This window comes from Actinokineospora cianjurensis, from assembly GCF_003663795.1.
GTDB classification, from domain to species: Bacteria; Actinomycetota; Actinomycetes; order Mycobacteriales; family Pseudonocardiaceae; genus Actinokineospora; species Actinokineospora terrae.
Map to the genome: position 1 here is coordinate 45,552 of NZ_RCDD01000006.1, position 17,437 is coordinate 62,988.

General features: G+C 71.1%; 17 protein-coding genes. 8 read left to right on the forward strand and 9 right to left on the reverse strand.

Annotated features, from left to right (window positions below):
- Positions 1 to 241 precede the first annotated feature (241 nt).
- Entirely contained in the window at positions 242 to 1,315 is a 1,074-nt protein-coding gene (locus CLV68_RS27410) for a terpene synthase family protein (RefSeq protein ID WP_147460184.1), read from the forward strand.
- On the opposite strand, the gene CLV68_RS27415 is transcribed toward CLV68_RS27410, so the two are convergent.
- Positions 1,312 to 1,794, reverse strand: coding sequence for an Lrp/AsnC family transcriptional regulator (locus CLV68_RS27415; protein WP_170224619.1), 483 nt, complete (start codon positions 1,792 to 1,794; stop codon positions 1,312 to 1,314). The two genes, CLV68_RS27410 and CLV68_RS27415, sit on opposite strands and share 4 nt — an antisense overlap.
- 151 nt (positions 1,795 to 1,945) lie before the next feature.
- Between CLV68_RS27415 and hppD the strand changes: the two genes are divergently transcribed.
- Together hppD and CLV68_RS27425 are read left to right on the forward strand one after the other, a co-directional pair.
- Entirely contained in the window at positions 1,946 to 3,148 is a 1,203-nt protein-coding gene (gene hppD / locus CLV68_RS27420; protein WP_092779865.1) for a 4-hydroxyphenylpyruvate dioxygenase, read from the forward strand.
- A gap of 126 nt (positions 3,149 to 3,274) precedes the next feature.
- Positions 3,275 to 3,526, forward strand: coding sequence for a hypothetical protein (locus CLV68_RS27425; RefSeq protein ID WP_143073539.1), 252 nt, complete (start codon positions 3,275 to 3,277; stop codon positions 3,524 to 3,526).
- Positions 3,527 to 3,596: 70 nt separating this feature from the next.
- Here the strand turns inward: CLV68_RS27425 and CLV68_RS27430 are convergent, their stop codons facing one another.
- The 4 genes from CLV68_RS27430 to CLV68_RS27445 form a co-directional block, all read right to left on the reverse strand.
- The gene (locus tag CLV68_RS27430) at positions 3,597 to 4,754 is read right to left on the reverse strand and encodes a cystathionine gamma-synthase (protein ID WP_121393802.1); all 1,158 of its coding nucleotides are present in this window, start codon (positions 4,752 to 4,754) and stop codon (positions 3,597 to 3,599) included.
- Positions 4,755 to 4,903: 149 nt separating this feature from the next.
- Positions 4,904 to 5,422 carry a hypothetical protein gene (locus CLV68_RS27435; protein WP_121393803.1) on the reverse strand — a complete coding sequence of 173 codons (519 nt, stop codon included), beginning with the start codon at positions 5,420 to 5,422 and terminating at the stop codon, positions 4,904 to 4,906.
- 88 nt (positions 5,423 to 5,510) lie between these two features.
- Positions 5,511 to 6,779, reverse strand: coding sequence for a hypothetical protein (locus CLV68_RS27440; RefSeq protein WP_121393804.1), 1,269 nt, complete (start codon positions 6,777 to 6,779; stop codon positions 5,511 to 5,513).
- Positions 6,780 to 6,898: 119 nt separating this feature from the next.
- On the reverse strand, positions 6,899 to 8,278 hold the full coding sequence (locus tag CLV68_RS27445; protein ID WP_121394019.1) for a cystathionine beta-synthase: 1,380 nt from the start codon (positions 8,276 to 8,278) through the stop codon (positions 6,899 to 6,901).
- Between the two features lie 167 nt (positions 8,279 to 8,445).
- On the opposite strand from CLV68_RS27445, the gene CLV68_RS27450 reads away from it, so the two are divergent.
- Both CLV68_RS27450 and CLV68_RS27455 read left to right on the forward strand, forming a co-directional pair.
- On the forward strand, positions 8,446 to 9,258 hold the full coding sequence (locus tag CLV68_RS27450; protein ID WP_121393805.1) for an SGNH/GDSL hydrolase family protein: 813 nt from the start codon (positions 8,446 to 8,448) through the stop codon (positions 9,256 to 9,258).
- A gap of 85 nt (positions 9,259 to 9,343) precedes the next feature.
- A complete protein-coding gene (locus CLV68_RS27455) occupies positions 9,344 to 10,564 on the forward strand; it encodes an acetyl-CoA C-acetyltransferase (RefSeq protein WP_121393806.1) in 1,221 nt (406 codons plus the stop codon).
- Between the two features lie 188 nt (positions 10,565 to 10,752).
- Here CLV68_RS27455 and greA read toward each other — a convergent pair whose 3' ends face one another.
- On the reverse strand, positions 10,753 to 11,247 hold the full coding sequence (gene greA / locus CLV68_RS27460) for a transcription elongation factor GreA (protein WP_092780077.1): 495 nt from the start codon (positions 11,245 to 11,247) through the stop codon (positions 10,753 to 10,755).
- 175 nt (positions 11,248 to 11,422) lie between these two features.
- A complete protein-coding gene (locus CLV68_RS27465) occupies positions 11,423 to 11,863 on the reverse strand; it encodes a DUF4307 domain-containing protein (RefSeq protein WP_121393807.1) in 441 nt (146 codons plus the stop codon).
- 128 nt (positions 11,864 to 11,991) lie between these two features.
- On the opposite strand from CLV68_RS27465, the gene mca reads away from it, so the two are divergent.
- The 3 genes from mca to CLV68_RS27480 all read left to right on the forward strand — a co-directional run bounded on the left by mca (position 11,992) and on the right by CLV68_RS27480 (position 13,558).
- Positions 11,992 to 12,873: a mycothiol conjugate amidase Mca gene (gene mca / locus CLV68_RS27470; RefSeq protein WP_121393808.1), complete on the forward strand. Its 882-nt coding sequence runs from the start codon at positions 11,992 to 11,994 to the stop codon at positions 12,871 to 12,873.
- Entirely contained in the window at positions 12,870 to 13,142 is a 273-nt protein-coding gene (locus CLV68_RS27475) for a hypothetical protein (RefSeq protein ID WP_425454885.1), read from the forward strand. Before mca ends, CLV68_RS27475 begins: the two co-directional genes overlap by 4 nt.
- A gap of 134 nt (positions 13,143 to 13,276) precedes the next feature.
- Positions 13,277 to 13,558 (forward strand): hypothetical protein, encoded by a 282-nt coding sequence (locus tag CLV68_RS27480; protein ID WP_342772813.1) that lies wholly within the window; start codon positions 13,277 to 13,279, stop codon positions 13,556 to 13,558.
- Positions 13,559 to 13,564: 6 nt separating this feature from the next.
- Here CLV68_RS27480 and CLV68_RS27485 read toward each other — a convergent pair whose 3' ends face one another.
- Both CLV68_RS27485 and CLV68_RS27490 read right to left on the reverse strand, forming a co-directional pair.
- Entirely contained in the window at positions 13,565 to 16,075 is a 2,511-nt protein-coding gene (locus CLV68_RS27485) for a polynucleotide kinase-phosphatase (RefSeq protein ID WP_121393809.1), read from the reverse strand.
- On the reverse strand, positions 16,076 to 17,416 hold the full coding sequence (locus tag CLV68_RS27490) for a 3' terminal RNA ribose 2'-O-methyltransferase Hen1 (protein ID WP_121393810.1): 1,341 nt from the start codon (positions 17,414 to 17,416) through the stop codon (positions 16,076 to 16,078). It abuts the gene before it with no gap.
- Positions 17,417 to 17,437: the final 21 nt, after the last annotated feature.

Below are 17,437 nucleotides of genomic sequence, written 5' to 3' on the forward strand. Positions count from 1 at the left end.
AACCCATTCACACTCGGGTGACGTGCCGCCCACGCATCAGTGGTTAAGGAAGCAACGACCACGGACCGCCCGCAGCCGCGGCGTCCGGGTCCGACACGATCACCGGTGTGGCCCAACGCGCTCATGCACACGGTGACGCCCGTGCGTCCGCACAGGTGAACCGCTGCGGCATCCGCATGAGCCGGATGGAGCGAAACAATCCACCGCGTTTACAATTGAACTATTAAATGGAGGAGTTGGTGTGAAAAATTCCCCCCACCCAGGCGCCGGACTCCGTTACGGAATGACCTACCGGCTGCCCGCGCTGCCCACCCGGTGCCCGCTCGCGGTGCACCCGGACGCCGCGGCCACCGCGCCGCGGGTCGAGGCGTGGTTGCGGCCGTACCTGGTCGACTACTTCGGGGAGTCCGAACAGGACAGTCCGGTCACCGGCCACTACCTCCGCCAGGACCTGCACCGCTGGGGCGCGCTGTGCATGCCGCACACCAGGTCGGACCGGTTCTTCACCCAACAGCTGTGGATGAACGCCGCCGCGCTGCTCGACGACGCCTTCTCCGCGCCGTGGCTGCGCGAGCAGTCCGCCAGGGACCGGCTCGCCCGCCAGTTGTGCGCGGCCGTCGAGGGAACCCCCGGTGGCGCGACCCCGCTGGCCCGACTCCTCGGTGACGTCCACGCCATGCTGCTGCCCACCGCGGGCGCGCTGCGCGAGCGCTTGGTCCAGGTCGGCACGAGCGTGGTCGTCGACAACGCCAACCAGCACGACATCGGGGAGTTCGACGACCTCGACGCCTACCTCGGCTCCAGCAGGCGCGTGAACGCCTACGGGTACTGGATCCTCACCCTCGCCGAGTGGGCGCTCGGCGTCGACCTCGGTGGCCTCGTCGACGAGGACCCGTTGGTGCGCAAGGCGTGCGCGCTCGCCATCGACCACTGGATCCTGGTCAACGACCTCTACTCCTTCGCCAAGGAGATCGAGGAGGGCGAGAAGATCAACGCCGTCTGGGTCCTGTTGGGACAGGGCGCGCCGCTGCAGGAGGCGCTCGACGCCATCGCCGCCCGCGCGGTGGCCACCGAGGAGCGGTTCATCGCCACCAGGGACAAGATCTCCCGCGGCCCGCTGCGCCGCCGCGACGACCTCGCCCGGTTCCTGGCCGAGGTCGGCCACATGATCACCGGCAACCTCCGGCACGCCCGCGAGAGCAGTCGCTACCACGGCGATGGCCACCGGGTGGCCGACGACCTGGCGGGCAACCCCGTCGCCGAGCAGCGGACCCTGGTCCGGCTGGGCACGGTGCACCAGCCGCTGGCCGACTAGCGGACCTCGCGCTCCAGCAGCGGCCGGACCCGGGTGGGGATCGGCGTGGACAGCGCGATCGAGGTCGACGTCCGGCGCACCCACTCGACGTTGACCACCCGGTCGATCACCCGCTGCAGGTCGGCGTTGTTCTGCGCGACCATCCGCACCAGCAGGTCGCCCTCGCCGGTGGTGGCGTGCACCTCGCACACCTCGGGGATGGCGTGCAGCCGGGTGGCGACCTCGCCGCGCTTGCCCTGGGCGATCTCCAGCACGGCGAACGCGGTCAGCCCGTAGCCCATCGCGGCCAGGTCGACCGCGGGCGGGAACCCGGTGAGCACCCCGCGCCTCTCCAGCCGGTCCATCCGCGCTTGCACCGTGCCGCGCGCGACGCCGAGCCTGCGCGAGCACTCCAGCACCCCCAACCGGGGTTCGTCGGTGAGCAGCAGCAGCAGTCGGGCATCGAGCACGTCGATCCCGGGACTTTCCTCGGTCGTCACGTCTCTCCTTGAGCAGAGTGTTCAGTTTGCCAGACACGCATGGTGACACCCTAGTCATCTTGTCCAGTGATCTTCGCAAGTGTTGCGCAGGATGCACTGGGGTACCCATGCTGCGTCAGCAGGTGCAGGACGCAAACGCAGGAGGAACGCCATGACGGGCACGCTCAACCGCGGTGACCAGGGCATGGACGAGGTGAGCTTCGACCAGCTCCGCCAGCTCGTCGGCCTCGTCGAGTACGACGAGAGCAAGGACCCGTTCCCGGTGCGCGCCATGGACGCCGTCGTCTTCGTGGTCGGCAACGCCACCCAGACCGCGCTGTTCTACCAGGCCGCGTTCGGCATGACCCAGGTCGCGTACTCCGGTCCCGAGACCGGCAACCGCGACCACAAGTCCTACGTGCTCAAGTCCGGCTCCGCCCGCTTCGTCATCAAGGGCGGCGTCGACCCCAAGAGCCCGCTGCTCGACCACCAGCGCGCGCACGGCGACGGCGTCGTCGACCTCGCCCTCGAGGTCACCGACGTGGACAAGTGCCTGGCGCACGCCCGCGCCCAGGGCGCGATCGTGCTCGAGGAGGCGCACGACGTCACCGACGAGCACGGCACCATCCGCGTCGGCGCCATCGCGACCTACGGCAAGACCCGGCACAGCCTGATCGACCGCTCCCGCTACAACGGCGTCTACCTGCCCGGCTACGTCGAGAAGGCCGGTGCGTACAAGAAGCCCGAGGGCGCCCCGAAGCGCATCTTCCAGGCCGTCGACCACTGCGTCGGCAACGTCGAGCTCGGCAAGATGGACTACTGGGTCGACTGGTACAACCGCGTCATGGGCTTCGTGAACATGGCGGAGTTCGTCGGCGACGACATCGCCACCGAGTACTCGGCGCTGATGAGCAAGGTGGTCGCCAACGGCAACCACCGGGTGAAGTTCCCGCTCAACGAGCCCGCGATCGCGAAGAAGAAGTCGCAGATCGACGAGTACCTGGAGTTCTACGGCGGCCCCGGCTGCCAGCACATCGCGCTGGCCACCAACGACATCATCGCCACCGTGACCGCCATGCGCGCCGCCGGTGTCGAGTTCCTCGACGTGCCGGACTCCTACTACGAGGACCCGGAGCTGCGCGAGCGCATCGGCAACGTGCGGGTGCCGATCGAGCAGCTCAAGGAGCACGCCATCCTGGTCGACCGGGACGAGGACGGCTACCTGCTGCAGATCTTCACCAAGCCCACCGGCGACCGGCCGACCGTGTTCTACGAGATGATCGAGCGGCACGGCTCGCTCGGCTTCGGCAAGGGCAACTTCAAGGCCCTGTTCGAGGCGATCGAGCGCGAGCAGGACCGCCGGGGCAACCTGTAACCACCAGCGCTGGTCGTGGCCCCCGCCCGGATCCCGGGCGGGGGCCACACTCAGCTACTGCTCAGGTGCGGTGGCGGGTGGGCGGGTACGCTCGCACCCAGGGCGATATCCACCTCGGGGAGAACCATGGCCACCTCACGCAGGGCGATGCCACTGGCAGGCGCCGCTGCCGCCGCGCTGGTGCTGGCCGGGGTGGCCGTGTTCACCGTCAGCAACGCCGGGTGCGCCAGCGCGGGGGAGTTCGTGCAGCGCGGCCAGGGCCTCGAGCTCGTCGGCGGGTGCGTCGACCCCGCTGACCTGCCGCCCGCCTCCAGCACGCCGACCGTCGGCACCAACCCGGGCAGCGCCGTGGAGCGGTTCCACCAGGTCAGCCCGTAGCCCGAGGTTCCGCGAAAGAGGCCCGATCCCCACTCGGGGGACCGGGCCTCGTTGTCGTCCGGGGGGGGGGCTAGTCCAGGGCCTTGAGCAGGTCGTTCACCAGGTCGGTGCCGTCCTCGATGCCGACCGACAGGCGCAGGATGTCGCCCGCGATCTGCAGCGGCGACCCGGTGGTGCTGGCGTGCGTCATCTTGCCGGGGTGCTCGATGAGCGACTCGATGCCGCCGAGCGACTCGGCGAGGATGAACAGCTTGGTGCGGGCGGCCACCGCGAGCGCGGCCTCCTCGCCACCGGCGACCGAGAACGACACCATCCCGCCGAAGCGCCGCATCTGCTTGGCGGCGACCTCGTGGCCGGGGTGCTCGGGCAGGCCGGGGTAGTAGACCTTGGTGACCTTCGGGTGGTTGAGCAGCGCCTCGACGATGCGCTCGGCGTTGTCGCTGTGCCGCTCCATCCGCAGCGCCAGCGTCTTCGCCCCGCGCAGCACCAGCCACGCGTCGAACGGGCTGGGCACCGCGCCCGCGGCGTTGCGCAGGAACGCGAACTTGTCGCGCAGGTCGTCGTCGGAGGTGATGAGCGCGCCGCCGACCACGTCGGAGTGGCCGCCGAGGTACTTGGTGGTCGAGTGCAGCACCACGTCGGCGCCGAGGCCGAGCGGGGACTGCAGGTACGGGGTGGCGAAGGTGTTGTCGATGACCAGCTTCGCGCCGCCCTCGGCGGCGACCGCGGCCAGCGCGGCGATGTCGGCGATGCCCAGCAGCGGGTTGGTCGGCGTCTCCGACCAGATGACCTTGGTGGTCGGGCGCAGCGCGGCCCTGGTGGCGGTCAGGTCGGACAGGTCGACCGAGGTGTACTCGACGCCCCACTGGGTGAGGACCTTGTCGAGCAGCCGGAAGGTGCCGCCGTAGGCGTCGTTGCCCAGGATGACGTGGTCGCCCGGCCTGGTCATCGAGCGCAGCGCCACGTCGGAGGCGGCGAGGCCGGAGGCGAAGGCCAGGCCGTGCTTGCCGCCCTCGAGCGCGGCGAGCGCCTGCTCCAGCGCGGTCCTGGTCGGGTTGGCGCTGCGCGAGTACTCGTACCCGCCCTCGCGCACGCCGCCGACGCCGTCCTGGGCGAAGGTGGAGGTGGCGTAGATGGGCACGATCACCGAGCCGGTGCGCGGATCGGGTTCTTGTCCAGCGTGGATCGCCCTGGTCTCGAAACCCCAGCGCGACGTCTCGTCTGCCATGTCCCCCAGGTTACGGGGAACCGCCCAACCGACCACCATGTGGGACCGTTCCCACTATGAGGAATATTTCACTGATCGAGTGATGACTGGTGGTAAGGCCGTGCGGTACAAGTCCGCACGGCCCCGATCCAGGTCCCGCCTCGGGTCGATCAGTACCGGGCCGCGCCGCGCAGCCACCGACCGGTGGACGGCAGCACCGCGAAGAAGAAGGCCAGAATGCCCGCGATAGCGCCGACGGCGAGCAGAATGGTGTAGGTGTCGTTGAACTCGGTGAGCGCCTGGAAATAGTCGCCGATTCCGAGCCCGATGCCGCGCAGCAATTCCGAGACGAACGGTTCCAGCGGCAGCGAGGCGACGCCGAGCACCGCGGTGATCGCGACCACCGGCACCCCCGCCCTGCGCCGCGCGAACAGCATCACCGCGCCGATCAGGGCCAGCGCCGCGAGCACCAGCCTGCCGATGACCAGCGACTGGAGCCCGGCCGGGAGTTCGAAGACATCACTGGCGTAGGGCACCTCGGCCACGAAGTACGCCGAGGACCCGCCGATCCCGGCCGCGATGCCGAGCGCGCCGAGTCCGGCGACGACCGCCGTCGCCGGGCTGCCCGGAGCCGCCTGCTGGAATTGCGGGTAGTAGCCCTGCTGCTGGTACGGCGCCTGGTAGTTCACATTTCCCCCTCGCGTCTTCCTGGACGACCCCAAAGACGCGGATAGGCCCCGGCAGGTTGCCGGGGCCTATCAACTCAGTTCGCGCGAGCTACCACTGCTGCGGCGGCTGCCCACCGGGCGGCTGCTGGCCGAACCCGCCGGGCGGGGGCGGCGGGGGCTGCTGCCCGTAGCCCTGCTGCGGCGGGGGGAACCCGGGCTGCTGGCCCTGCGGCGGCTGGCCGTACTGCTGCTGCGGGGGCTGCTGCTGGCCGAACCCACCCGGCTGGCCGTACTGCTGCGGCGGCTGCTGCTGGCCGAAGCCCTGCTGCTGGTGCGGCTGGCCGAACCCGCCGGGACCACCGGCACCGGGGCCACCGGAACCGCTGCTGAGCGAGCTGAGCGGCGAACTGCCGAGCAGGTAGTCCTTGGTCTGCGGGAAGAACGCCAGCGCACCGGCACCGGCGATGAGCAGGCCGAACACCAGCGGGGTCATGATCTGGCCGACGAAGCTGAAGGTCGCGCCGTTGAGGATCGCGGCGACCACCAGGCCGCCACCGCCGCCCGCGACGAGCAGGTGGGCGATGTTCAGGTTCTTCTTCAGCGCCAGCAGGACCGCGCCCGCGATCGCCACGGCCGCGCCCGCGATCTGGACGAACGACAGGAACGTGTTGAACCCGCTCGGGCAGTAGCTCGACGCCACCCCGCCGAGCCCGCGCACGTCACCGCAGAGGCCGCTGATGGTGGAGATGTTCGACATCAGCGAGATGCTCATGATCAGCGCGATCAGGCCGAGCACCGCGACGGCGCCGAGCACGATCAGCGCGATCATGCCGGTGTTCTGGCCCTGACCACCCGCGCCAGGCGCGCCGCCGAGACCGGACTGCTGGGCGAAACCACCCGGCTGGCCGGGGTAGCCGCCGGGCTGCTGCTGGCCGTAACCCTGCTGCTGCTGGCCGAACCCACCGGGCTGGCCGTACTGCTGCTGGGGCGGCTGCTGCTGGCCGTAGGGCTGGTGGAACCCACCGGGGGGCGACGCCTGGTCGGCGGCGCTGGGCGGCGGGGCGTAGGGCGGCGACTGCGAGACGGAGCCGGGCGGCACCATCTGCGTCGCGTCACCCTGGCCGGGGCGCACGACCTGCGTGCGGTCGACGCCCTCCTCCTCCCCACCGGGAGGGGTCTGACCCGGGCGGATGGCCTGCGTCCGCTCGACGCCGTCGGCGCCGGTGGTGTCACCGGGTGGTGGCGCGTAATGCGGCTGCGGCGGGGGGTACCCGCCCGGCTGCTGGCCGTACGGCGGCTGGTCCTGACCGGGTTGACCAGGCCACTGCTGGGGCTGACCGCCCTGCCATGGCTGGTTCGGCGGCTGGGGAGCACTCATCGGGTTTCCCACCCCTTTTGACCTGGACTATCAGTTGGCAAATCAGCTAACTCTGCGGGTAACGCTATCGGACTCGATATCCGGGCGCGGTTCGCGGCTCGCGGGGTGACCATAGGGCGTCAGCGCCCGGCCAGGAAGCCCAGGAGATCTTGCCTGGTCACCACACCCGCGGGCTTGCCGTCGACCAGCACCAGCGCGCCGTCGGCGTCGGTGAGCGCGGTCATCGCCACCGACACCTGCTCACCAGCGCCGATGGTGGGCAGCGGGCCGGACATGTGCCGGTCGAGCCGGTCGGCCAGCGCGGCCTTGCCGGTGAACAGCGCGTCGAGCAGGTCGCGCTCGTTGACCGCGCCGACCACCTCGGCCGCCATCACCGGCGGCTCGGCGTTGACCACCGGCATCTGGCTCACGCCGAACTCGCGCAGGATGGCCACCGCGTCGGCGACCGTCTCGGTCGGGTGGGCGTGCACGAAGTCGGGGATCGTGGTGCCCGAGGCGCTCTTGCGGCGCAGCACGTCACCGACGGTGGCGCCGGAGTGCTCAGGCGGCAGGAAGCCGTACTGGGCCATCCACGAGTCGTTGAACACCTTCGACAGGTAGCCGCGGCCGCCGTCGGGCAGCAGCACCACCACCACGTCGTCCGGGCCGAGCCGCTTGGCCAGCCGCAGCGCGGCGGCCGCCGCCATCCCGCACGAGCCGCCGACCAGCATGGCCTCCTCGCGGGCCAGCCTGCGGGTGACCTCGAAGGACTCCGAGTCCGACACCGCGATGATCTCGTCGGCGACCGAGCGGTCGTAGGTCTCCGGCCAGAAGTCCTCGCCGACGCCCTCGACCAGGTACGGCCTGCCGGTGCCGCCCGAGTAGACCGAACCCTCCGGGTCGGCGCCGATGACCCGCACCTTGCCGCCGGAGACCTCCTTGAGGTAGCGGCCGGTGCCGGAGATGGTGCCGCCGGTGCCGACGCCTGCCACGAAGTGCGTGATCTTGCCCTCGGTCTGCCGCCACAGCTCGGGGCCGGTCGAGTGGTAGTGGCTCGCCGGGTTCTCCCGGTTGGCGTACTGGTTCGGCTTCCACGCGCCCTCGATCTCGCGGACCAGCCGGTCGGACACGTTGTAGTAGGAGTCCGGGTGCTCGGGGGCCACCGCGGTCGGGCACACCACGACCTCGGCGCCGTACGCCTTGAGCACGTTGCGCTTGTCCTCGCTGACCTTGTCCGGGCAGACGAACACGCACTTGTAGCCCTTGCGCTGGGCGACCATGGCCAGGCCGACGCCGGTGTTGCCCGAGGTGGGCTCGACGATCGTGCCGCCGGGGCGCAGCTCGCCGGACGCCTCGGCCGCCTCGACCATGCGCAGCGCGATCCGGTCCTTCACGCTGCCACCCGGGTTGAAGTACTCCACCTTCGCCAGCACGGTCGGGGCGAGCCCGTCGGCCAGGGTGTTCAGCCGCACCAGGGGCGTGTCACCGACGAGATCAAAGATGTGCTCGACGTACTCCACCGAGGGCTCCTTCATGGGGTCGCGTTAGGGGTTCGCGTCGTTGACCTGCTCGTGGGGAGCGTATCCCGGCTCTAGCGCCGGTGAAGTAATCGCCGCGTTTGGTAAAGAGGAGGTCGGCGGGGGCGATAGCTCTAAGACAGTCACCTTTGGTCGAAGGGGGGCAGGCGATGCTGTGGATCCGTGGACTCTGGGTGGCCGCTGTGGCAGCAGGCTCCGTGGGCGGCCTGTCCGGCGCGGCGTACACGTTGTTGCAGTCGCAGTCCCGACAAGCGCGCAGCATCATCGGTGTACCTCGCGACCTGCCGTTCAACGCGGACGGCTGCTACTGGCCCGACGGAACCGGCCCTGGGCAGGTCGCTGACGCTCTTACCTTCGGCATCTTCGGTGACTCCACCGCCGCGGGGCTGGGCGCTGAGTCGCCGGAAGCGCTACCTGGCGTGCAGCTCGCAAGGGGTCTGGCCGAGGAGTCGGGTCGCCCGGTGCGGCTCACGACCTACGCGGTCGTCGGCTCCCGTAGTACCCACCTCGCTGACCAGGTCGACCGCGCGCTGTTAGACCCACCGCGGGCGGCTGTGGTCATGGTCGGCGGCAATGACGTGACGGCTCGGCTCGGTGTGGCCGCGTGCGCCGAACTGCTTGGCGAGCAGGTCCGACGGCTGGTCGCGGCTGGCACCGGTGTCGTCGTCGGAACCTGCCCCGACCTGGGCACGGTCCGGCCGATCCCGCAGCCGCTGCGCTCGCTGGCGCAGCGGTGGAGCCTGGCCCTCGGCCGTGCGCAGGCCCGCGCCCTGGTCGGCAGCGGCGCGGCGGTGGTGCCCATGACCCTGGTGTCGCGGCACTTCGCCCGGCGGCCCGACGAGCTGTTCAGCCCGGACCGGTTCCACCCCAACGGCGCCGGGTACGGGCTGGCGGCAGGCGTGATCCTCGCCCCACTGTGCGCGGTGGCCGGGGTGTGCCACAGTGCGGTGACACCCGGCTGAGCAGCGTGGCTCCACGGGTGGAGTTACCTCTCGGTAACCTCAGCGGTGTCGTGCTGGACCGGCCTACCGCGAAGGAGCACCCGCCATGCCAGAGGCAGTCATCGTCTCCGCTGTCCGCTCGCCGATCGGCCGGGCGGGCAAGGGTTCCCTGGTCGACATCCGACCGGACGACCTGACCGCGCAGATGGTCCGCGCCGCACTGGACCGGGTGCCCGCGCTCGACCCCACCGACATCGACGACCTCATGCTCGGCTGCGGCCTGCCCGGCGGCGAGCAGGGCAACAACATCGGCCGGATCGTCTCGGTGCTGCTCGGCTACGACTTCCTGCCCGGCTGCACCGTCACCCGCTACTGCGCCTCCTCGCTGCAGACCACCCGCATGGCGCTGCACGCGATCAAGGCGGGCGAGGGCGAGGTGTTCATCTCCGCCGGGGTGGAGACCGTGTCGCGCTTCGCCAAGGGCAGTTCCGACTCCTGGCCCGACACCCACAACCCGATCTTCGCCGAGGCCGAGGCGCGCACCGCGGCGGTCGCCGAGTCCGGCGCCGACGAGTGGCACGACCCGCGGCTGGACGGCCGGGTGCCCAACGCCTACCTCGCCATGGGCCAGACCGCGGAGAACCTGGCGCTGGCCAAGGGGATCACCCGCGAGGAGATGGACCACTTCGGCGTCCGCTCGCAGAACCGCGCCGAGCAGGCGATCAAGGACGGCTTCTGGGCCAGGGAGATCACGCCGGTCACCCTCCCCGACGGCCGCGTGGTGGAGACCGACGACGGGCCGCGCGCCGGGGTGAACTACGAGAAGACCGCGACCCTGCAGCCGGTGTTCCGACCGGACGGTCGCGTCACCGCGGGCAACTGCTGCCCGCTCAACGACGGCGCGGCGGCCCTGGTGATCATGTCCGACCGCAAGGCCGCCGAGCTGGGGCTGACCCCGCTGGCCAGGATCGTCGCCACCGGGGTCTCCGGGCTGTCGCCGGAGATCATGGGCCGCGGGCCGGTCGAGGCGTCCCGGCGCGCGCTGGCCATCGCCGGTCTGTCCATCTCGGACATCGACCTGGTGGAGATCAACGAGGCGTTCGCCGCCCAGGTCATCCCCTCGGCGCGGGAACTGGGCGTCGACGACGACAAGCTCAACGTCAACGGCGGCGCCATCGCGGTCGGCCACCCGTTCGGCATGACCGGCGCCAGGATCGCCACCACGCTGATCAACTCGCTGCAGTGGCACGACAAGCAGTTCGGCCTGGAGACCATGTGCGTCGGCGGCGGCCAGGGCATGGCCATGGTGTTGGAGCGGTTGAGCTAGGGCTCTGCTGACTCCCTCCCGCCACCCGCCCCCTCATCCCCACCCGGCATCGTTCCCGGCCTGGCACCGTCGCGCCCCGGGTGCGTACCCGGCCTGGCCCGTCGGGTCCGCGCGGTTGTCCTGACACAACGAGAACGGCCACCCCATCGGCACGTGGGGTGGCCGTTCTCGTTGTCGCTGGCTGGGGATCAGCCGCCGTACGGGACCGCCTTGGTCAGGGTGACCTTCTGGGTCTTGCCGTTGGGCAGGTCGTACTCCCTGGTCTCGCCCTCCTTGGCGCCGAGCAGCGCGCGGCCGAGCGGGGACTCGGGGGAGTAGACCTCCAGCTCGCCCTCGCCGCCCTCCTCGCGGGTGGCCAGCAGGAAGACCTCTTCGTCGTCATCGCCGTCGTAGCGGACGGTCAGCACCATGCCCGGCTCGGCGATGCCGTCGTTGGCGGGCGCCTCGCCCACCTTCGCGCCGCGCAGCAGTTCCTGGAGGTGGCGGATCCGGGCCTCCTGCTGGCCCTGCTCCTCGCGGGCGGCGTGGTACCCGCCGTTCTCCTTGAGGTCACCCTCCTCGCGGCTGGTGTTGATCTTCTGCGCGATGACCGGGCGGTTCTCAATCAGCTCGTCGAGCTCGTTCTTGAGCCGGTTGTAGGCCTCCTGGGTCAACCAGGTCACCTGGGTGTCGCTCACGGTCACCAACTCCTCGTCGTACTCCGGGCCCGTGGTCACAGGCCGGCAAACCAGGCCCGGTGGTGCGCCCGGAATGGAAAAAACACGGCCCTCCTAGGGGCCGTGCAGGTCTACGAGCGTACCACGAACACACGTGCTATAACGCCCGTTTTGTCTGGTTAGTCGCTTCTGCGGCTGGAGTTCACCCCGTTGGCGGCGCGGTTGTGGACAGGTAAGAGGGTACCTGGTACGAGCAACCGAAGACGTCCGCGGTGACCGGTTCGCCGCTGCTCGCGATGACCGTCGTCATCCGGACGGACGCCTGGCCCGGGGCGATGTACACCTCTTTGCGACCGGTCTCGTCGCCGTTGACGCCGCGCACCCGCACCACGCACACGGCGGCCCGCTCCGGGGTGGTCCTGGTCACGTCGAAGGTCATCCGCAGCCGGTTGCCCGGCTCCTCGCTGAACCCGGTCCGCTCGGCCTCGATGGGCGCGGTGCCGAGGTTCTTGTAGCCGAGGAACGCGACCACGACGCCCGCCGCCAACCCGAGGATCACCAGCACCACGGCGGTGCGGCGGGACCTCGGCGCCCTGCGCGCGCCGTAGCGGCCCTCTGGCGGTGTGCGACCGGCGGCGGTCATAGCGGGGGCCTCCTCACCGGGGCGGTCCACCAGGCGGGAACAATGGTCCCCGCCCGGCGCGTTGCGCTGTTCGGGTCGAGTATCCGCCGTGTGCGGGACCACGTTCCAGGAGGGGGCCGAGGAGGACCATGTCCGAGAAGCTGCGTTTGATGGCCGTGCACGCGCACCCCGACGACGAGTCGAGCAAGGGCGCGGCGACGATGGCCAAGTACGTCGCCGATGGGCACGAGGTCATGGTGGTCACCTGCACCGGTGGCGAGCGCGGGGACATCCTCAACCCGGCCATGGACCGCCCCGAGGTCACCGCCGACATCCCCGGCGTGCGCCGCGCCGAGATGGCCAAGGCCGCCGAGATCCTGGGCGTCTCGCACCGCTGGCTCGGCTTCGTCGACTCGGGCCTGCCCGAGGGCGACCCGCTGCCGCCGCTGCCCGACGGCTGCTTCGCGCTGGTGCCGCTGGAGGAGTCGGTGCCGCCGCTGGTCCGGGCCATCCGCGAGTTCCGCCCGCACGTCGTCATCACCTACGACGAGAACGGCGGCTACCCGCACCCCGACCACATCCGCTGCCACGAGGTCTCCATCGCCGCCTTCGACGCCGCGGGCGACCCGGACCTGCACCAGGACGCGGGCGAGCCCTGGCAGCCGCTGAAGCTGTACTACTCGCACGGCTTCAGCCGCGCCCGCTTGGTCGCCATCCACGAGGCCCTGCTCGAGCGCGGCCTGGAGTCCCCCTACGGCGAGTGGCTGGAGAACTGGCCAGCCGAACGCGGCGACATCGCCAACCGCGTCACCTCCCGCGTCGAGTGCGCCGACTACTTCGAGGTCCGCGACGCCGCCCTGCTGGCGCACGCCACCCAGATCGACCCCAACAGCCGCTGGTTCGCGGTACCGCTGGACCTGCAGCGCACCATCTGGCCGTACGAGGAGTACGAGTTGGTCCGCTCCCTGGTCGACAGCACCCTCCCGGAGGACGACCTCTTCTCCGGCCTCCGCGAGAAGGCATCCCTGTGATCGCCGCCCTGCCCGGCGCCGACTTCCCGATCACCGTCGCCCAGGTCCAGACCGAACCCCCCAAGCCCGCCGACCCGGGTGGTCAGGGCGAGGACTTCGGCAAGTCCTCGCCGCTGGGCTTCTTGATCCTGGTCTTGTTCTTCGTGGCGGTGGCGTTGCTGGTGCGGTCGATGACCAAGCACCTCAAGCGCCTCCCGGAGTCCTTCGACAAGCCCGCCGACGAGCCCGCCGAGGGTGCCGAACCACCGGCGAAGCCAGCCGCGGGCTAGTCCAAAGATCAAGGCTGGCCCGCAGGTGGAGTTGACACAGCCCGCGGCGGGCCCGTTTCCCACCCCAGTGCCAGGTAGCGACCTAGGCTGCCCGCCTGTGGCAGTGACTGGGCGGCCTGGTCGCCCCGGCCTGGATGTCGGTCGCGCCTCGCGCTGCTTGCTCCCGAGTTCGCGGCAGTGACCAGGTTGGGGCGGACCCGATCGCTGCCGGGCCTGCTGACCCGGGCGGCCAGGGCGAGGACTTCGGCAAGTCCTCGCCGCTGGGCTTCTTGATCCTGGTCTTGTTCTTCGTGGCGGTGGCGTTGCTGGTGCGGTCGATGACCAAGCACCTCAAGCGCCTCCCGGAGTCCTTCGACAAACCCGCCGACGAGCCCGCCGAGGGTGCCGAACCACCGGCGAAGCCCGCGGCGGGCTAGTCCGGCTCACAGTCTCGGGTCGACCGGTTCCGACTCCAAGGCCAAGACGGCGAACACGGCCTCGTGTACGCGCCACAGCGGTTCGGCCTTGGCCAGCCGCTCCAGGGCTTCCAGGCCCAGGGCGTACTCGCGCAGGGCCAGGGAGCGCTTCGGGCCGAGTTTGCGGTCGCGGAGGCGACCCAGGTGGTCCGTGTAGTCCGGGCCGTAGACGATGCGGAGGTAGTCGGGGCCGCGGACCTTGAGGCCGGGGAGGGTGAGTTTGCGGCCGGTGCGGACGAAGTTGGCGGCGGGTTTGACCACCATCCCCTCACCGCCCGCGGCGGTCATCGACTCCCACCACGCCACGCCCGCGGCCACCGCTTCGGCACTGGTCGGGTCCACCTCGAGCCGTGCGGTCCGGGTGAACAGCCCCGGATCGGCCGCGTGCAGCCGGTCGGCGATCGCCAGGTGCCAGGTGTGCGGGCGGTCGTGGTAGGTGGTGCCCTCGCTGGCCAGGACCTGGAACGGCGCCAGTCGCACGCCGTCGAGTCCGGCGGTCGGCCGGCAGTAGCGGCGGTAGGCGTCGCGGAAAGCCGAGGCGTTGGCCAGGCGTGACGAGGTGCGGGACAACAGATCGCCCACCGGCACGCCGCGATCGACCGCATTGCCCAACGCCGACAGGGCCGCCGGTAGCGCGGCGTGAGCAGCCGCACCGACGGCGGCGAACTGGGTCGTGATCAGGTCCATCGCCTTGGCGTTCCACGGCAGCAGTTCCGCGTCCAGCAGCAGCCAGTCCGTGTCCAGCTCATCCCACAGGTCCGCGACCGCCGCCCGGACCCGGTGCAGCAGCGCAGTTGTCGCCTCCTCGTCGAAGAACGGCCGCCCGGTCCGCGTGTACACGGCCCCGTCGCCCTCGACCGCGAACCGACGGGGCCCGACCGACGCCGAGCGGGTCACCAGCACGACGGCCCGCGACCCCATGTGCTTCTCCTCGCACAGCACCGGCAGCGACCCGAACCCGGCGAACGCCTCGCGCGGGTGTTCCAGGACATCCCCGTCCCGGTGCGTTTCCGCAGGCGCCATCGTCGGCGGCAGGTACACCAACCACCGCGGGTCGACCGAGAACCGGCTCATCACCTCCAGCGCCGCCGCCGACTGCTCGCCGCGCACCGTCACCGCACCCTGCGCCCAGGTCTCCACGATCCGGCGCCCCATGACGTCGTCCAACGCCAGCGCGGTCGGTTCCCGGTCGGGCAGCGGTGCCACCAACGGGCGCACCGGCTCGTACCAGACCTCGTGCGCCGCAACCGAAACCAGCTCACGCTCCGGGTACCGCAGCGCCGTGAGCTTGCCGCCGAAGACGCACCCGGTGTCCAGGCACATCGTCGAGTTGACCCACTCCGCCTCGGGCACCGGCGTGTGTCCATACAGGACCATCGCGCGTCCCCGGTAGTCCCGCGCCCACGGGTACCGCACCGGCAACCCGTACTCGTCGGTCTCCCCGGTGGTCTCCCCGTACAGCGCGAACGACCGCACCCGCCCCGACGCGCGCCCGTGGAACTCCTCCGGCAGACCGGCGTGTGCGACGACCAACGCGCCTCCGTCGAGCACGTAGTGCCCGATCAGGCTGTCGCAGAACGCCGTCGCGCGCTCCACGAACTCCGGTGGCTCCGCCGCCAGCTGCTCCAGTGACTCGGCCAGCCCGTGCCGCACCGTCACCTGCTTGCCGCGCAACGCCCGCAGCAGCTTGTGCTCGTGGTTGCCCGACACCGCCAGCGCCGAGCCGGACTCGACCATCCCCATCGCCAGCCGCAGCACCCCGGGCGTGTCCGGGCCGCGGTCGACCAGGTCGCCGACGAACACCGCGCGCCGCCCGGCCGGGTGCGCCGCGCCGACCGCGCGCCCCCGCTCGTCGCGGTCGACGGCGTACCCCAGCGCGCCGAGCAGTTCCTCCAGCTCCGCCCGGCAGCCGTGCACGTCGCCGATCACGTCGAACGGCCCGGCCTCGCCCCGCAGGTCGTTGCGCAGCGGCTCGACCACGATCCGCGCGGCGTCCACTTCGGACTCCCCGCGCAGCACGTGCACCCGCCGGAAGCCCTCCTTGGCCAGCGACCGCAGCGACCGGCGCAGTTCGGTGACGTGCCGGTGCACCACGTGCGCGCCGAAGTCCCGGTCCGGCCGGTCGGCGTTGCGCCGCACGCACACCGACTCCGGCAGGTCCAGCACGATCGCGACCGGCAGGACGTTGTGCTCCTTGGCCAGTCGGATCAGCGCGGCCCGCGGCCCCGGCTGGGTGTTCGTCGCGTCGACCACCGTGACCAGACCGGCCCGCAAGCGCTTGCCCGCGATGTAGTGCAGGGCGTCGAACGCCTCGGCCGACGCGCCCTGGTCGTTCTCGTCGTCGCTGACCAGGCCGCGGAAGAAGTCGCTGGAGAGCACCTGGGTGGCCGCGAAGTGCTTGCGCGCGAAAGTCGACTTGCCGGAGCCGGAGGCGCCGATCAACACGACCAACGCCATGTCCGGGATGGTGAGATCCATCTACGCCTCCTCCTTGCTGAACACGGCCAGCTGGGTCGCCGGGCCGAGATCGGGGTCGACCGGACCGACGGGTCCGAATCGGACGGTGTAGCCGGTGCGCGCGGCCACCGCGCCCGCCCACTCCTGGAACTGCGCCCTGGTCCACTCGAACCGGTGGTCCGGGTGGCGGGACGCCGCCTGTCCGAGCAGCGGGTTGTACTCGACGTTCGGTGTGGTCACCACGACGTGCCCCGGCCGCGCGACGCCGAACACGACCCGCTCCAGCGCGGGCAGCCTGGGCGGGTCGACGTGCTCGACGACCTCCATCAGCACCGCCGCGTCGAACCCCGCGAGCCCGGGGTCGGTGTAGGTCAGCGACGAGTGCCGCAGCGACACCCGGGACCTGGCCCGGTCCGGCAGCTTGGCCAGCCGCCGCTCGGCCGCGTCCAGGGCGCTCGCGGACACGTCGGTGCCGAGGATCTCGGTGAACGCCGGGTCCGCTACCAGCTGTTCCAGCAACGCGCCGCCACCACAGCCCAGGTCGAGTACCCGGCGCGCGCCGACCTCGTGCAGCGCGGCGACCACGGCTTCCGCTCGCTGCGCCGCCAACGGCCGGTGCGTCGGCGCCTGCTCCTCCGGCAGCGTGCCGTCGAGTTCGGACAGCTGGGTGAGCGCGTCGCGCACGTACCCGCGCTGGTGGGCCAGGTAGCGGCGGCTCACCAGGTCCCGCTCGGGGTGGCCGGGTAGCCAGTCACCCCCGGCGCGGACCAGTTTCGCGACCTCGTCCTCGCCGACCCAGTAGTGCTTGGTGTCGTCGAGGACCGGCAGCAGCACATAGAGGTGCCGCAGCGCGTCGGCCAGCCTGAGCTGACCGGTGAGCCGCAGGTCGAGGAACCGGGAGTCGCCCCAGGCGGGGAACACCGGGTCCAGCGGCACCGGGGTGGTCTCGACCTGCCAGCCCAGCGGCGTGAACAGCCGTTCGGCCAGGTCAGCGTTGCCCTCGTGGGCCACGGCAGGCAGGTGAACCTCCAGTGGGATGGCCGTGTCCGCCAGCTCCGGGCGCGCATCGCAGCGGCCGTTCATGGCCGTGCGGAACACCGACCCGATGGCCACGGCCATGAGCGACCCGGACGCGTACGGCCGGTCGTCGACGTAGCTGCTGCCGGGGCGGCTCTTGGCCAGGGTGATCGGGTCGACCTCCAGCAGCAACGCCGCCGTGCACACCGACTCGTCCGCTTGTGGGTAGAACACGTGCGCGGTACCGGACGCGATCGCGAAGGACTGCGCCCGGTCGGGGTGCTTGAACAGCAGGTAGCCCAGGTCGGTCGCCGGGCGCGCGGTGGTCGAGACGGTCAGCAGCACGTCCGCGAGTGTGGCAAACCC

Excerpts from the sequence above, each read along its gene's own strand:
- CLV68_RS27465 (WP_121393807.1), bottom strand. The coding sequence starts at position 11,863 with ATGACCGCCGCCGGTCGCACACCGCCAGAGGGCCGCTACGGCGCGCGC.
- CLV68_RS27440 (WP_121393804.1), bottom strand. The coding sequence starts at position 6,779 with ATGAGTGCTCCCCAGCCGCCGAACCAGCCATGGCAGGGCGGTCAGCCC.
- CLV68_RS27485 (WP_121393809.1), bottom strand. The coding sequence starts at position 16,075 with ATGGATCTCACCATCCCGGACATGGCGTTGGTCGTGTTGATCGGCGCC.
- mca (WP_121393808.1), top strand. The coding sequence starts at position 11,992 with ATGTCCGAGAAGCTGCGTTTGATGGCCGTGCACGCGCACCCCGACGAC.
- CLV68_RS27450 (WP_121393805.1), top strand. The coding sequence starts at position 8,446 with ATGCTGTGGATCCGTGGACTCTGGGTGGCCGCTGTGGCAGCAGGCTCC.
- CLV68_RS27425 (WP_143073539.1), top strand. The coding sequence starts at position 3,275 with ATGGCCACCTCACGCAGGGCGATGCCACTGGCAGGCGCCGCTGCCGCC.
- hppD (WP_092779865.1), top strand. The coding sequence starts at position 1,946 with ATGACGGGCACGCTCAACCGCGGTGACCAGGGCATGGACGAGGTGAGC.
- CLV68_RS27480 (WP_342772813.1), top strand. The coding sequence starts at position 13,277 with ATGTCGGTCGCGCCTCGCGCTGCTTGCTCCCGAGTTCGCGGCAGTGAC.
- CLV68_RS27430 (WP_121393802.1), bottom strand. The coding sequence starts at position 4,754 with ATGGCAGACGAGACGTCGCGCTGGGGTTTCGAGACCAGGGCGATCCAC.
- CLV68_RS27455 (WP_121393806.1), top strand. The coding sequence starts at position 9,344 with ATGCCAGAGGCAGTCATCGTCTCCGCTGTCCGCTCGCCGATCGGCCGG.